Here is a 15,125-nt window from a genome sequence, read left to right on the forward strand (position 1 = left end):
TGTTAGAACTGAAGATTGAAGTTGAAACCGTAGGTTCTTTGAGAAGGCATTTGGAGGTTGGTGTCTCCCGTACTTACGGTGTAAGTATCCAGGTCTCCATAGGTATCGTCCTTGGTCCAATAAAGTAGATTTCTGCCTACAAAGGAAATAGAGGCTTGGTTAAAGAAAGTGCTTTCTATAATAGATGAGGGTAGGTTGTACGATATTACAACTTCTCTTAGTTTCACAAATGTTTTATCAATGATTACATTTTGCCAAGCAGCTTTATAGTTGATGGCCCATGATTGATAATCAACCATATAGTCATTTGGTGCATATTCCCTTGTGTCGGAAATGATGTTTCCCTCAGGATCATAGGCCACTTCACCTCCTACCACTTTTACTCCTGGGATAAGCATGGTCTTGGCATCGGTCCCATTTACATAAGCAATATTGGACAATTCCCTCTCTGGATGAACAGCATCCGGGTGAGAACCAGACCTCCAAAGATCCCTTTCGTAACGGTCATAGCTGACGCCACCAAAACGTCCGTCAATAAGAAAACTAAGGTTGAAATCCTTGTACTGAAATGAATTCTGTAAACTTAAGGTAAAGTTCGGCTGTGTGCTTCCTTGATTTACTGCAAAATCAGTCCTTTTTGGAAGCCCACTTGGTAAGATGATTAGCTGCCCATCTGGAGATTCTTCCCAAGAGGAGTACCAGTAATCATAAAGTCGGTCTCCAATATTGGTTCTCCCTTCATTTGTTTGAGGGGTTCCATCTGGTAAAGGAGGTAAAGAACTTAAGTAGTCTGTGTACTTTCCATAATTAACAATGGCATTCCACTGCAGGTTTTTCGTTTGAATCGGCATAAAATTAACCGAGAAATCCATTCCCTTTCTTTCTGTTTTCCTACCATTTTCCCTAATGCCATCCCAACCAGAGGCTGTGGAGAATGGCTGTGTAAAGATCTGAGGTCCATACTCATTTTTAAAAATTGAGAAATCTATTCCGATTTTGTTATTGAACAATTTTGATTCAAAACCATATTCCAATGAATTGGTAAACGAGGGTGATAGGTTGGGATTTTCAATGATCCCTGGGTAACTAGCGGTTGGTTCATTTCTCCATCTACCTCCAGTGGAATAGGAGTTGGCAGCAGTATAAATGGCCATATCCCCTCCAACTCGAGCATAAGCAGATCTCAATTTGAAATAATCAATTGGTTTAGGCATATTAAACACCTCATTCAATACGGTACTGAAGGTAACTGAAGGATAGAAAAATGTATCATTGAGTTCAGGAAGAGTTGAGGATTTATCCAAACGTCCGGTAAAACCTAGATAGACCATATCTTCATAAGCCAAATCCAACGAAGCATAGGCACTGTAGACCCCTTTATACTCTTTCCTACTACTTGGAGTGACCCTATCAACTGAATTGCTTAATTTAAACACTTCAGGGACAATTAACTGAGTGGTAGAAGCACTTTCGGTTTCATTTCTATAATACCTTTGATTTCCACCCAGTGAAGCATCCAGCCCAATTTTATTAGCAAAATAGTCTTTATAGGTAATCAAAAAATCAGTATTATTCTCGAAATATCTTGTTGCATTATATCTAAACCTTCCACCCCTATCAGGTATATCATAATCATAAATATCCATCGAAATCTCTTCGTTATCAGTCAGCGAAAAAGTATTCAAAGTGGACCTGATATACGCACTTACCTTATTACTGATTTTATAATTTAACTTTAGATAGGTCAATACATCATGCTTCGTCCATGGTTTTTTCCAGGAATGAGCCAGTGCATATGGGTTATTATACCTCCAGTTCTCTACAAAATACTGTTGAATTCCCTCTTTTCCAGGCACCCAATAATCTTCTATATCTCTTATATCAAAATGGGCTCCTCCCCACACAGATAACAAATAAATCGGAGAACCAGGACCATAGGTACCACGAATACGGTTATTTGAATATTGATAATTATATTGAAGAGAACCATCCAAATTAAATTTATCTGATAGAACTAAATTACCCCTCAGACGAGTGGTATTGATATCCAGCTTTTGCCCAGGGGTAGAAGCCTTGGAATATTTGTAAGTATTGGAAATCACAAAACTTCCTTGATCTGTATTGGTTTGAATGGAAAGGTTGTTTGAGGAGACTATACCCGTTTCCATAAAATTCTTAAGGTTATCTTCTCCCCTAGAAATCCAAGGGGTAGGAATTCTTTCTCCCGTTTCTGCGTCTATTGGTGAATCAAATTGTTTAATTAGCCTACCATCAAATCTTGGTCCCCATATGGAGTAATCATAATCGTTGATGCCTCCACTTCCTGCTGCACCAGTTCCGAATTCATACCTCCCCGTATTACCTGGGCCATACTCTGTTTGGGCATGGGGAATTCTCAAAAATCCAGTTTGGAATGTAGTAGAACTATTGAAAGAAATCGTAGTTCCTTTTGCTAGGCTTTTCCCAGACTTTAACGTAATCTGGATTGCTCCATTAGCTCCTAAAGAACCATAAAGAGCTGATGCTGACGCTGCTTTTAGGACAGAAATATTTTCAATATCATCCGCACTAATATTCCAAAAATCATTGCTTGGTTGAGGCACACCATCAACTACTACCAAAGGTTTACTACCTCTTAAATATAGTTGTGGATCAGAAAAAAAATCGGAACCATTACTTGTTACAATTAAACCTGCTACCTTTCCTGATAGCGACTCCACAACATTCGGAGTAACTGCCTTCTGTAGGGACTCCCCTTTTACCTCCTGAACAGCATAGCCAACTTTAGATCGATCTTTTTCGATTCCGAGAGCAGTCACTACAACCTCCTCAAGTCCTTTTGTGTCTGGAACCAGTTTAACATCAATAATTGACTTATTTTCTACCGATATAGACTGCTTCTGGTACCCCAGAAAACTAAATATCAGGGTAGCCGCTTCATCCACCATTAAGGTGAAGTTACCATCCACATCGGTAATCGTTCCATTTGTAGTTCCCTGCTCCTGAATAGTTACGCCAGGCATTGGTGCACCAAATTCATCTGTTACGCTACCCTTTATAGATTTAAAGAGATTTTCAGTTGAGATCTCTTCCTCAACAGGCCTGTTTTGGTTGTTTTTCTTATAAACATGGATATTATCTCCTGTCCTTTGAAATTTCAAATTACTCTGGGAAGATATAGACTCCAATAGTTCCCCAATGGAGTAGGCCCCCTGAATTGAGAACAATTTCTTTTTGTTAACAACTGAAGAATGGTATGAAAACTTAAACTCAGAGTGTGATTCTATATAGTCAAATACACGCTCTATTTGGGATTCATCAAAATTAACCTTTATGTTAATTTCATAAATACTCTTCTCCTGTGCCTTAGAATCTGCTCCTAATAATAAAGAAGCGCTTGCAGTTTGAATGGCAAAGATTAATACAAAGAATCTAGACATCCTCTTTAACTCCCGTAAGAGTTGATTAGGTAAATGATTTTTCATTAATTTTGGGTATTAAGTTTTATACTTGATTTTAACCAGAATTATCACTTCTGTCGCCAAACTGAATTTTGATGATTCTGGTGGATTTGACAGGGAATTTCTTATTCCCTGTCTTTTTTTAACTTGAATCGAATAAACTGTCCATCATTTTTATTTATATAATCTAACTTTATTTTCATTTATTGAATAGTTCAGGCCCATAGTAAAACAGATTCCCTTTATGGTCTTTTCAAATGAAGCATTTTTGTAGCTACCAGTGTAAGTTCCTTTAAGGATTTCTTTATCCGAAATTTCAATTTTCACTCCATACCATCTTTCCAGTTCTTTAAAAACCAAGTCTATTGGTAAGTGATCAAACTGTAATTCACCGTTTTTCCATCCTAGCTCCTTACTTTTTGAAAATTGCATAACCATTAAATCTTTGTCTTTTGTACTGAAAACCCCTTTTTGCGTGGGCATTAATAGAGCCTGGTTACCATAATCATCAGACACCGATACCTTTCCACTTACTACTGCTATAGACCTCTGCTCATCCTCAGGAAATGCTTTAATATTAAATGAAGTACCTAGAACCTTTGTAATTACTTCACCCGTTTGTACCGCAAAAGGATGTTTTTCATCACAAGCAACATCAAAAAATGCTTCACCCTTAAGTACTATAAACCTATTTTCCTCAAACGGCAGATTATATATAATTTCACTACCCGAATTCATTAGAACTTTTGAACCATCAGGTAATGTAAAAGTCAACCTTTGTCCATATAATGTGGATTTTCGTACGGTTTCTATGGAGGGCTTTATCAAATTTTCCTCTTCCATATTGAGGAAAAATATTAATCCCAAGGCCACAAAAAAAATAACTGAAGCTGCAACCAATATACTCTGCCAACTGGGTCTCTTATCATGATCAATATTATTTTTTTTATTACTATATCTAATAATATTATTTAACAATAGATCATAATCACTTTGAGGCATTTCCTCATCCACTTCATATTTGGTAGTAGAAATAATTTTTCTTGCATATTCTACATCCCTTGTTCTATTCGGATTCGCACTTAGCCATTTTCCCCAATAATAATTGGATTCATTCGTAGGTGAGGTCACCCACTGGATAAATTGCTCGTTGCTAATTAAATCTAATATTTCAGGATTCCTTTCTTCCATCTCTAAATTTCAGTGAAGCCACTTTAATACTACAGAGAAGAATTATTGGAAAATGTACATAGCTAAATTAAAAAATTATGCTATTTTTAAATTAAACAAAAAAAACACAACATACTTAAAAAAAATGGCTAAAAAAATATAAATTCCATAATCACCTTTCCGCAACATTAAACACCGCCACATAAGGACAATAAAATGGATAACAGCTGTTTTTTATGAGGACCCAATTCTTTTTGAAGCGAATCCAAGGATCTATAGGCTAAAGCCCTAGCAGAACGAACTTTAATTCCCATCACTCCAGCAATATCCTGATATGACAGGCCTTCATAAAAATAGAGTAAGATAATTTCTCTCTGATTAACAGGGAGATTTTTAAGCGCCTGCTTTATCAATCCAAGATCCAGGTCATCTACAGTAGTGGATATGGACCGATTATCTTGTTCGAGATGAAGAGAAAAGCCTTCATTTTCAAATCGGATTTTCTCTTCCTTCTTTATTCCTTTCAGGATTTTTCTTTTTAAAGAGACAAACAAATAGCCTTTAATTGAATCAACCTTTGATAATTTGGATCTTCTGTCTATCAACTCATAAAAAAGCTCTTGAATACAATCTCTTATATATTCATTTCTAGAAGTGAACTGTCTTGCATACCTGAATAGAATATTAGCATAATTTCTATATATATATATTAAACTGTCTTCGTCCCCATTGATAAACGATTCCCAAATTAATCTTTCATTCTGTTCATTATTTCTACTCAAGCTACTGCCCCCTCCTATACAAAAATCAAATTCAAATTTTTCGGATCTTAATTTTTCTACCTTCTCTTCTCTATTTAACATCACATATTTTTTTAACATTACTTCAGAATAACAAAAAATCTCTATTCAAATAATAATGAAAAATAAATAAACTAATTAAACACGTAAAAACGAAATAAAAACCTTCATTTTATTTTGTTTTTACTATTTATGTAACAATAAATTTACGTAAATTTACACTTTATTTACTTTTTAATAATTATAGTTAGAGAAATCTTAAAATTTGAATCAAATGATCAACTTCCAAATTTCACTGTACCTATTTGGGTACTATTTGTATAATTTGACTTACTTTCTAGCTTAGAAATAATTAATTACTACCATTACTCTTATGTCATTTCGCCAATTTCTACTTTTGATTCCACTACTATATTCTTGTATTTCAAATGAAAGGCAGGATATAATATTTGATGATTTTGAAGATGGGAAATTTCTAAAATGGGATAAGCAAGGTGAAGCCTTTCTGGAAGCAACGAATGTTGACTCCCTACAGCTTAACATTGTTAATGCCAATGGAAAATTTGTAGCCTACTCAAGGTTTAGTGGTAGCGGAGAAAGTCATGACCAAGGAAAATTGGTATCTGAAAAGTTTATAATCAATAGAAATTTCATCAGTTTTTTGATTGCAGGCCAAGAACACTCAAACAGATCCTGTATTAACCTGATCATTGATAATAAGATTGAGAGAAGCGCAACAGGAAAAAATGACCTTCAATTAAGACCAGAAATTTGGGATGTAAAAGAGTTTGAAGGCAAGGAAGCCTATTTGGAAATTGTGGATGCTATGGCCAATACTTCTGATAATCCTTCAGTAGCTAGGGTAATAGTCGATCATATAGTTTTCAGTGATAATAAATATGATCGAGAGGCTATTTTTGAAGATTTTGAAAGCGGAACCTATAATAATTGGACAGTTGAAGGAGATGCCTTCTCCGTTCCCCGTAATAGGACAAACGTATATTATCCAATTTCCGCAGATGGTTTTAAAGGTAATTACTTTGCTTTTAGCTTTGGAGAAAACCATGACAAAAAAACGGGGAAACTTACTTCCAAAACCTTTATAATCAATCATGATTTTATAAAATTCCTTATTGGAGGAGGAAACCATAAAGCTGAGACCTGCATTAATCTAGTCATAAACAATCAAGTTGTCTATACTTCGGAAGGACAAAATGATGGAAATATGAGGACAGAGATTTGGGATGTAGAAAAGTATAAAGGGCAAAAAGCATTTTTTGAGATTATAGATAACCATTCAGGAAGTTGGGGGCATATAATGGTAGATCATATTGTATTCTATAATCAAGCCCCTTATAAAAAGTATTTAAGTTGGCTACTGATTTTTATCGTGCTCATCCTTTCCGGATTCTTCTTTGTAAAACATAAACGTAAAAGCCCTACTCCCTCTAACTTGATCAGCGAAGAAGAAATCAACGAATTGGAAAGTATCAAAAACAAAATCAAGGAAGAAAAAAACTATATCAAGCAGTATTATAATATTGAAAGATTAGCCAGTGAAATTGGCAAAGATGAAAATGAAATCAATGCTCTTTTTGAGAAGATTGAAAGCTCCAGTTTTTCTAATTATATAAACCACCTCCGTGTGGAAGAATTTAAACAAAGGATCCAAGATCCTACAAACAATGCATATACCATGCTGTCCATTGCGCAAGATTGTGGCTTTAGTTCCAAAACATCATTCTATAGAATATTTAAGGCCCATACCAATATGACTCCTTCTGAATACAGGAATGAAATATCCTAAAGGGAAAAAAATCTATTAGAATTAATGCCTTAAGCTTAATACCAGCATTCATAATCAGCATCATATTCCTAATCCAAAATTCATCAAACATAGTCTTTTAAGCCCTTGGGACGTCCCAAAACCCATATTGGGACATCTTTTTCTTCTTTAGAGCCATTTGAGTTTTACGATGTGACTAAATTGAACACATCATAAAATCCAAATTCATGAAAAGACTTATTTTAATTCTCATTAATTGTTATCTCATAATTGTAAGCTCCCAGGCCCAAAGCCAATGGGAAAGCAAAGAATGGCCCGTATTAAAACATTACGACCAAGAACACCTTTATAATATAGCCCTGCCATTGGGCGGGATTGGTACCGGAACTTTTTCCATAGGAGGTAGAGGAGAATTAAGAGATTGGGAAATCATGAATATCCCAGGTAAAGGCTTTAGCACCGTAACAAAGGGAAATGATGCACCCTTCTTTGCCATATATTATAAGCCCGCCAATTCAAAACCAGTCACCAAAGGATTAATGGGGCCATTGGATCCTGTTGAATATTTACACTATGAAGGAAGACCGGTAAACCATCATGGTATCCCAAGGTTTGAAAACGCCAGTTTTGATGCGGCTTATCCATTTGGACAGGTCAATCTATCTGGAAATGATGATCCTTTAACCGTAAAAATTAAAGCCTTTAATCCATTAGTACCAGGAGATGAAGATGCCAGTGGCCATCCTATCGGGGTATTATCGTATGAAGTTACCAATACAGGAAATAAGGAATTATCTGTGTCCATAGTAGGGTCTATGAGAAATTTTGTAGGCAAAGATGGTAGTAAATTTAGGACAGATTGGAAAGGAGATAATATTCCAATTGGTGCAAAAAACAACCAAAATGTCTACAAGGAAGCCGAGGGAATTAAAGGGATATATATGTATTCAGATGATGTATCGGCTGATGATCCAGCCTGGGGAAATATGGCATTCTCCACGGATGCCAGAGATGGAGTTACTTATAGAACTAGTTCCAAATCCAATGCTTGGTCAAATTCATTATTGGACTTTTGGGATGACTTCAGTGAAGATGGTGAATTAACTGAAAAGGACCAGTTTTTTGGGGACGATCCCATGGCCTCACTAGCAGTCAAAAGGACCATAGCACCTGGTGAAACCAAAGTATTCAATTATTTCATCACCTGGCATTTCCCTAACCGAAAAGGTTGGTCCAATGAAGTAATTGGAAATTATTATACTAGCCAAAATGCAAATGCTTGGGAGGCTGCATTAAAGATCGTTCCACAGCTTTCTGAACTGGAAACCAATACACTGACTTTTGTAAATGCACTAATAAATAGTGACTATCCAAAGGATGTAAAGGAAGCTGCACTTTTTAATATCAATGTTTTAAGGTCACAAACCGTTTTTAGAATCCCAAGTGGGCATATGATGGGCTGGGAAGGTGTCATGGACAGGTTTGGCTCTTGTGCTGGTTCTTGTACGCATGTTTGGAATTATGAGCAGACCACTCCTTTCCTCTTTGGTAATTTGGCAAGGACTATGCGCGATGTAGAGTTAAACTATGCATCCCAAGAGAATGGATTTATGTGTTTTAGAGCTGGGCTTCCCCTATCAAATGGCAATGTTTGCAGCGGTGCTGCTGCTGATGGTCAAATGGGCGCTGTAATGAAATTCTATAGAGAGTGGCAATTGTCAGGGGACAACACTTTTTTAGAAAACAATTACGCCAAAGTAAAGAAAACTTTGTCTTACGCTTGGGAGGAAGGAAGTTGGGACGCCAATCAGGATGGAGTAATGGAAGGTTCACAGCACAATACCATGGATGTTAATTATTTTGGTCCTAACCCACAAATGGGAATCTGGTATTTAGGCGCATTGAAAGCAGCTTCAGAAATGGCCGCATATATGAAAGACAAAGCTTTTGAGAAAAAGTGCCTGACATTATACCAAAACGGAAGCCTTTGGATAGATGAGCACTTATTCAATGGTGAGTACTATGAGCAAAAAGTCACCAATCCTGATAACTTTGAAGAATTTTTGGATTGGGAGAATAACCCAGATATAAAAATTCCCGACTTCCAATTAGGAAAGGGCTGTTTGGTAGATCAACTGGTAGGACAATATATGGCCCATATTTGTGGTCTCGGGTATTTGGTCAAAGAGGAAAATGTAAAAACCACCTTAAACAGTATCATGAAATACAATTATAGATCCTCCTTTGAAGACCACTTTAATAATATGCGTTCCTACGTATTAGGTGATGAAGCAGGACTGTTAATGGCAGCTTGGCCAAAAGGAAGACTAAAAGTTCCCTTTCCTTATTTCTCAGAAGCCATGACAGGATTTGAATACACTGCAGCAGTAGGGATGATTTATGAAGGCCAAGATGATAAGGGGCTACAAGTTATAAGTGATATCCGTAACCGATTTGATGGACGTAAAAGAAACCCTTTCAGTGAACCAGAATGCGGCCACCACTATGCCAGATCAATGGCCAGTTGGGCCTCCATATTGGCCATTTCTGATTTCCAGTATTCCGGAGTGGACAAAAGTATGCAGTTCACTTCAAATCCTGGTAAATATTTTTGGTCTAATGGCTATGCTTGGGGAACTGCTAAAGTAGAAAATAAGCAGATTGAATTAGAAGTCCTATTTGGCAATCTTGAACTGAAGAAAGCAAGCCTAAATAACGGGCTAAATAAAAAGGTAAAATTGAATTTATCTGCAGGTGACCGTGAGACCATTCAGTTTTGAACCATAGTTAAGAAACACCAGAGATACCAAACATATATTGAATAATAGCTCAGTGATTTAATCTAAAATGAAGTGGATAATAATTCTAATAATAATATTCATACAATTTCAAGTAAAGGCCCAAGATCAAGCCCAGCTTCAATACATAGGTATGCCCGTAGGTGGGATTAGTGCTGGTCAGGTTTATTTAGGAGGAGATGGCCAATTATGGTATTGGGATATTTTCAATAGGCAAAGGATTGATCCGGGTGGACCTGGAGATAAATTTTACCTCAACCCAATGGTACAAGACCATCTGTTTGAGCAGGGATTTGCTTTACGCATTCAAAATGGATCTACCCCAATTATAAAGCCACTCCGTGAAGGAGGTTTTGACCAGATTGAATTTAACGGAGAATATCCAATAGGAAAAGTCTCTTACAAGGATAATGATATTCCTATTGAGGTCAATTTAAATGCCTTTACTCCCTTTATCCCTACGGACTATAAAAATTCCGCCTTTCCGGCAATTCTAATAGAATTTACACTCAAAAATTCCGGCATTAATGAACAGGAAGTGGAGTTGATAGGCTGGTTACAAAACATGGCCAACTATTATAGTGCTGAAACATATCAAGGCAATCATATCAATGAAATTATTGATATGCCAGAATATAAGCTGCTCTTCAATTCTTCAGAAGGTGAAGGAATCAATGAGCTTCCTGATCATGGAAACATGAGCCTAAGCCTATTGGAGCCAAGTGAACATTCCTGGTTCACAACAAAAGCACCAAGAGATATTATCAATAATTTAACCTCAATAGGCCCGAGCGCAAATAACAAACAAATAACTCCACTTGGCAACACCATTACAGGGGCACTAGGAGAAAAATTAAAACTTCTGCCTGGAGAAGAAAAAACCGTCACCTTTATTCTTTCCTGGTACTTCCCTAACCTAAACAGGAAAGAAAGCGGTTTGCACGATTTAAATAATAGAGAAAATTTGCGCTACTCATATAGTTCCAGGTTCACATCTTCTGCAGATGTCACAAATTATATAGCTACCAATCATAAGCATCTCATAAATGATACAAAAAAGTGGAATCGTACATGGTATGATTCCAGCCTTCCAAAATGGTTTTTGGACAGGACTTTTGTAAACACCAGCACCCTGGCCACGACTGCTAGTTACCTATTGGACGATCTTACAGATGCTCCCCAAAATGAAGGGCGATTCTATACTATGGAAGGCGTTTATCTGGGTAATGGTACCTGTACACATGTATTTCATTACGAACAGGCATTAGGTAGGGTCTTTCCTAATTTGGCCAAACAGCTAAGAGAACAAATTGACTACGGACTATCCTTCAATAAAAGCGGTATTATAGGATATAGAGGAGAATTTTCAAATATGGGCCACCATGACGGCCGAGGCTATGCTGTTGATGGACAGGCTGGCACTATCTTGAGAACGTATAGGGAACACAGTATGTCAAGTGACAATACTTTTCTTAAATCAAATTGGACAAAGATCAAAAAGAGCATTGAATATATGATAGCGCATGATTCTACTGGTCAAAAACCATTGGATGGAATATTGGAAGGTGCTCAATACAATACCCTTGACAGGGAATGGTTCGGGAAGATTTCATGGACCAGCAGTATGTACAATGCGGCACTTAGAGCTGGGGAAGCTATGGCCCTTGATATGAATGACCAAGTTTTTGCTAAAAAATGTAATGAGATATCCGAAAAGGGACAGGAAAATATGGTGAACCAATTATTTAATGGAGAGTATTTTATCAATATCCTTGATCCCGAAAACCGAGTAGCACCAAATTCAGCAACGGGTTGCCATATAGATCAAGTGCTGGGACAGTCTTGGATTAGTCAGGTCGGCCTGCCCAGAATATTACCTGAAGAAGAAACAAAATCTGCCCTAAGATCTATTTATAAATACAATTTTCAGCCAGACATAGGCAAATATCTAGCTACAGCTAAAATTCAACCAGTGAGGTATTATGCTTTGTCCGGGGAACCTGGCACCGTCATGTGTAGCTTCCCTAATGGCGGAGAAGAATTGGCTCCCGGAGAGGTAAGATCAGAATGGGAAAAACTAGTGGTAGGTTATTTCAGTGAAAGCATGACCGGTTTCACCTATCAGGCAGCTGCCCATATGATAGCGGAAGGATTGGTTGAAGAAGGTTTGCAAATGATTAAGGCTATCCATATCAGATATGATCCTACAAAAAGAAATCCTTATAATGAAGTAGAATACGGTAATCATTATACCCGTGCAATGTCCAGTTATGGCGCATTTATAGCAGCTTCTGGCTTTTATTATCATGGCCCAAAAGGAATCATTGGCTTTGACCCAAAAATCCAGAAAGAACAGTTCAAATCAGCCTTTATCAGCGCCAAAGGCTGGGGAACCTATGAGCAACAAATATCCAATAAAAACTTCGATGCCCAGCTAAAACTTCAGTATGGTGAATTAAACCTCAATAAATTTAAGTTACACCCTCGAAAAGAAGGAAAGCCTAAAGTATTGGTTAAATTAAATGGAGAAATCATTAAGACCCAAGTGATGATGGGGGAATCCTCAATAGACCTAGGCTTCAAAGAAGAAATCAAGCTAAAAGAAAACGACCTTTTAACGATAGAATTAACATATAACCCATGAAACACATTTTATTCAGAAAATTATTCATCGCATTTGCTAGTGCCATTTTAATGGATGCATCAGCCTGCACACCTAATACCAAGCAGCCAAATGAAGTAATAATCGAGCATGATTTGAAAACTCAACTTCATTCACTAATGCCACAATTGGGCCATAGGAATTGGGTATTGGTCGTGGATTCGGCCTACCCTTTCCAAAATTCTGATGGTCTGACTATGGTCAACAGCGAACTCAGTCATGAAGCAACTATAGAGGAAGTCGTGAAAGCTATTAAAAGTTCGGTACATGTTAGCGCCAATGTCTATTTGGATAAAGAGTTGGATTATATTGAGGAGACTGATATTCCTGGGATATCTGACTACAAATCGAACCTAAATACCAAGTTGGGAGATTGGAAGACTAAAAAGGTCCTACACGAACAACTCATTTCTAAAATCGATTCAGTTTCTAAACCATTTAAGATCCTTGTAGTTAAAACGGATTTCACCATGCCTTATACCTCAGTGTTTTTTGAATTGGATTGTAAATATTGGGGTGCTGATCAAGAAGAAGCTTTAAGAAATAGAATGAAGTCTACATCAAATTGAATGGAATGATTTTTTTCAATAAAGACATTAAAATCAAGCTTTTAATACTAGGGCTAAGTTTGATTTCATCAATTTTCTCTACCCAAGCCCAAGATAAAATAGAGCCGAAAGATATTTTCAGGTATGATAGTATTACTGGAATAGGTTATGAAAAAGGAGTAACACGTAGGGATCCTAGTGATATCATCAAAGTAGATGGTGTTTATTATGTGTATTATACCAAGGTTATCGGTAGATCTTCAGGCTATTGGGGAGATATATGGTATGCTACTTCTGTTGACGAGGGATTTAGCTGGGAAGAGCAAGGCCAAGCACTAGGAAAAGGACATTTAGGTGATTTTGATTCCCAAGCTGTATTTACTCCAAACATTATTTTTGCCCATAACAAATATTATCTTTTCTATACGGCAGTTAAACCGACACCTGGAAATTTGGACATGGAATTTGAAAATAATAGTAGTACAGACATTACGGCAATTGGTCTCGCCGTTTCCAAATCACCCTCGGGCCCCTTTGAAAGGCTAAGTGCTGAGCCGATACTAAAAGTAAGTACGGAGCCTGAAAAGTTCGATAGTTATAGAATCGATGATGCGTCCCTACTGTACAGAAATGGCTTGTATTGGCTCTACTATAAAGGAAGAAGCCGAGTCCATGCTGAAACTGGCCCAGCCCATACCCAAATGGGAGTGGCTTATGCACAATCACCTGAAGGTCCATATACCAAATTCAACCGACCATTATTGGATAAGAGTCATGAGGTTCTGATATGGCCTTTTAAAAATGGCGTAAATGCCCTTGCCTCTATCAGTAGCCAAATTAAATATGCTCCAGATGGAATTAACTTTGATTCAAAAAATGAAGGTTATAAGGTAAAAAGCCGGCCAAATGCACCAGGGGCTTTTAGACCTGACTTAACTAATAGCGTTGTAGTGGGTGAAAAACTTAGCTGGGGAATAGGAATGGTGCATAATGGTAATGACGCTTATCTTATACGATTTGACACAATCTTACTGCCCTTTGAAAAAATAAACTTTTCAAAATAAATAAGCCATTCTGCCACTAACATCAATGTCCCTACTGTTTTACCAAATAACATATCCTCAATCTAAAATGACTCAAAACTGATAAAATCCAAAAATAATTAACACTAAACTATTGTTTTTAAAAATTAAGTTAATATTGACTCTACTTATTATTACAATAAGAAGAAAGGAATATACATATTATCTATTGCCCATTTCATTTATTATAACGTGCTAGAAAGTGTAAGGATTTTAAGTTCTCCAAAGAAAATTAGCTAATTGTCACCTCAAAAACTTCTCTGCTAAAAAAAGAAAACCGTATCTATTGAAATTACAAAAAAGACAGCTTAAAAAAATCAGAGCCAATTGGTCACCCCCATTTTCAAGCCTTTTAATCTTCCGATAGCAGAATATTCCGGATTGATCTCCTTCTCAAAATTGTGTAAGAAATGATATACCTAGCCACATATTGGCATCAATTCTTCCAGAACCATTCTTTCTTAAACTCTAGAATTTCTCAATGAACTACTCCTTTGATCAAAAGATGTTGGAAAAACTATATTCCAATACTTAGGCTAAATTTTATATATCTGGTAAAATCTACTCACTTTATTGGATTGCACAAGCCCTTGAAAACTTTGCCACCCACACTCGTACAGCTTGCTAGAAATGGAAAAAGATTAATATCGGTTCAAATATTTCGTTTTAATCAACCGCAATTTAATACAGAATGAAAAAGACCATATATAATGATGATGGATTTCTTGTTGAAATCCTAAAGACTATCTGACAACCAGCAATGCATTCACTGATATTGAAGCAATAATTCTAGTAGACATTATTGGCATTTTAAATGC

8 protein-coding genes are annotated in these 15,125 nt (G+C 36.7%); 5 read left to right on the forward strand and 3 right to left on the reverse strand.

Features of this window, described 5'->3' with window-relative positions:
- Positions 1 to 2: 2 nt before the first annotated feature.
- The 3 genes from KMW37_RS01035 to KMW37_RS01045 form a co-directional block, all read right to left on the reverse strand.
- Positions 3 to 3,485, reverse strand: a complete 3,483-nt coding sequence (locus KMW37_RS01035; RefSeq protein WP_215222749.1) for a SusC/RagA family TonB-linked outer membrane protein — start codon at positions 3,483 to 3,485, stop codon at positions 3 to 5.
- Between the two features lie 150 nt (positions 3,486 to 3,635).
- On the reverse strand, positions 3,636 to 4,475 hold the full coding sequence (locus tag KMW37_RS01040) for a FecR family protein (protein ID WP_215222750.1): 840 nt from the start codon (positions 4,473 to 4,475) through the stop codon (positions 3,636 to 3,638).
- 344 nt (positions 4,476 to 4,819) lie between these two features.
- Positions 4,820 to 5,494 carry an RNA polymerase sigma factor gene (locus KMW37_RS01045; protein WP_215222751.1) on the reverse strand — a complete coding sequence of 225 codons (675 nt, stop codon included), beginning with the start codon at positions 5,492 to 5,494 and terminating at the stop codon, positions 4,820 to 4,822.
- 310 nt (positions 5,495 to 5,804) lie between these two features.
- On the opposite strand from KMW37_RS01045, the gene KMW37_RS01050 reads away from it, so the two are divergent.
- From KMW37_RS01050 to KMW37_RS01070, 5 genes are all read left to right on the forward strand, one after another.
- A complete protein-coding gene (locus KMW37_RS01050; protein ID WP_215222752.1) occupies positions 5,805 to 7,238 on the forward strand; it encodes a helix-turn-helix domain-containing protein in 1,434 nt (477 codons plus the stop codon).
- 206 nt (positions 7,239 to 7,444) lie between these two features.
- Entirely contained in the window at positions 7,445 to 9,997 is a 2,553-nt protein-coding gene (locus KMW37_RS01055; protein WP_215222753.1) for a GH116 family glycosyl-hydrolase, read from the forward strand.
- 67 nt (positions 9,998 to 10,064) lie between these two features.
- Positions 10,065 to 12,659 carry a GH116 family glycosyl-hydrolase gene (locus KMW37_RS01060; protein ID WP_215222754.1) on the forward strand — a complete coding sequence of 865 codons (2,595 nt, stop codon included), beginning with the start codon at positions 10,065 to 10,067 and terminating at the stop codon, positions 12,657 to 12,659.
- Complete coding sequence (locus tag KMW37_RS01065) at positions 12,656 to 13,246, forward strand: RbsD/FucU domain-containing protein (RefSeq protein WP_215222755.1); 591 nt, start codon at positions 12,656 to 12,658, stop codon at positions 13,244 to 13,246. Before KMW37_RS01060 ends, KMW37_RS01065 begins: the two co-directional genes overlap by 4 nt.
- Positions 13,247 to 13,251: 5 nt before the next feature.
- The gene (locus tag KMW37_RS01070) at positions 13,252 to 14,289 is read left to right on the forward strand and encodes a glycoside hydrolase family protein (RefSeq protein WP_215222756.1); all 1,038 of its coding nucleotides are present in this window, start codon (positions 13,252 to 13,254) and stop codon (positions 14,287 to 14,289) included.
- Positions 14,290 to 15,125: the final 836 nt, after the last annotated feature.

The organism is Echinicola shivajiensis, from assembly GCF_018642165.1.
In the GTDB taxonomy this organism is placed as follows: Bacteria; Bacteroidota; Bacteroidia; order Cytophagales; family Cyclobacteriaceae; genus Echinicola; species Echinicola shivajiensis.

Coding starts and splice junctions, on each gene's coding strand:
- KMW37_RS01035 (WP_215222749.1), bottom strand. CDS start 3,485: ATGAAAAATCATTTACCTAATCAACTCTTACGGGAGTTAAAGAGGATG.
- KMW37_RS01045 (WP_215222751.1), bottom strand. CDS start 5,494: ATGTTAAATAGAGAAGAGAAGGTAGAAAAATTAAGATCCGAAAAATTT.
- KMW37_RS01050 (WP_215222752.1), top strand. CDS start 5,805: ATGTCATTTCGCCAATTTCTACTTTTGATTCCACTACTATATTCTTGT.
- KMW37_RS01055 (WP_215222753.1), top strand. CDS start 7,445: ATGAAAAGACTTATTTTAATTCTCATTAATTGTTATCTCATAATTGTA.
- KMW37_RS01060 (WP_215222754.1), top strand. CDS start 10,065: ATGAAGTGGATAATAATTCTAATAATAATATTCATACAATTTCAAGTA.
- KMW37_RS01065 (WP_215222755.1), top strand. CDS start 12,656: ATGAAACACATTTTATTCAGAAAATTATTCATCGCATTTGCTAGTGCC.
- KMW37_RS01070 (WP_215222756.1), top strand. CDS start 13,252: ATGATTTTTTTCAATAAAGACATTAAAATCAAGCTTTTAATACTAGGG.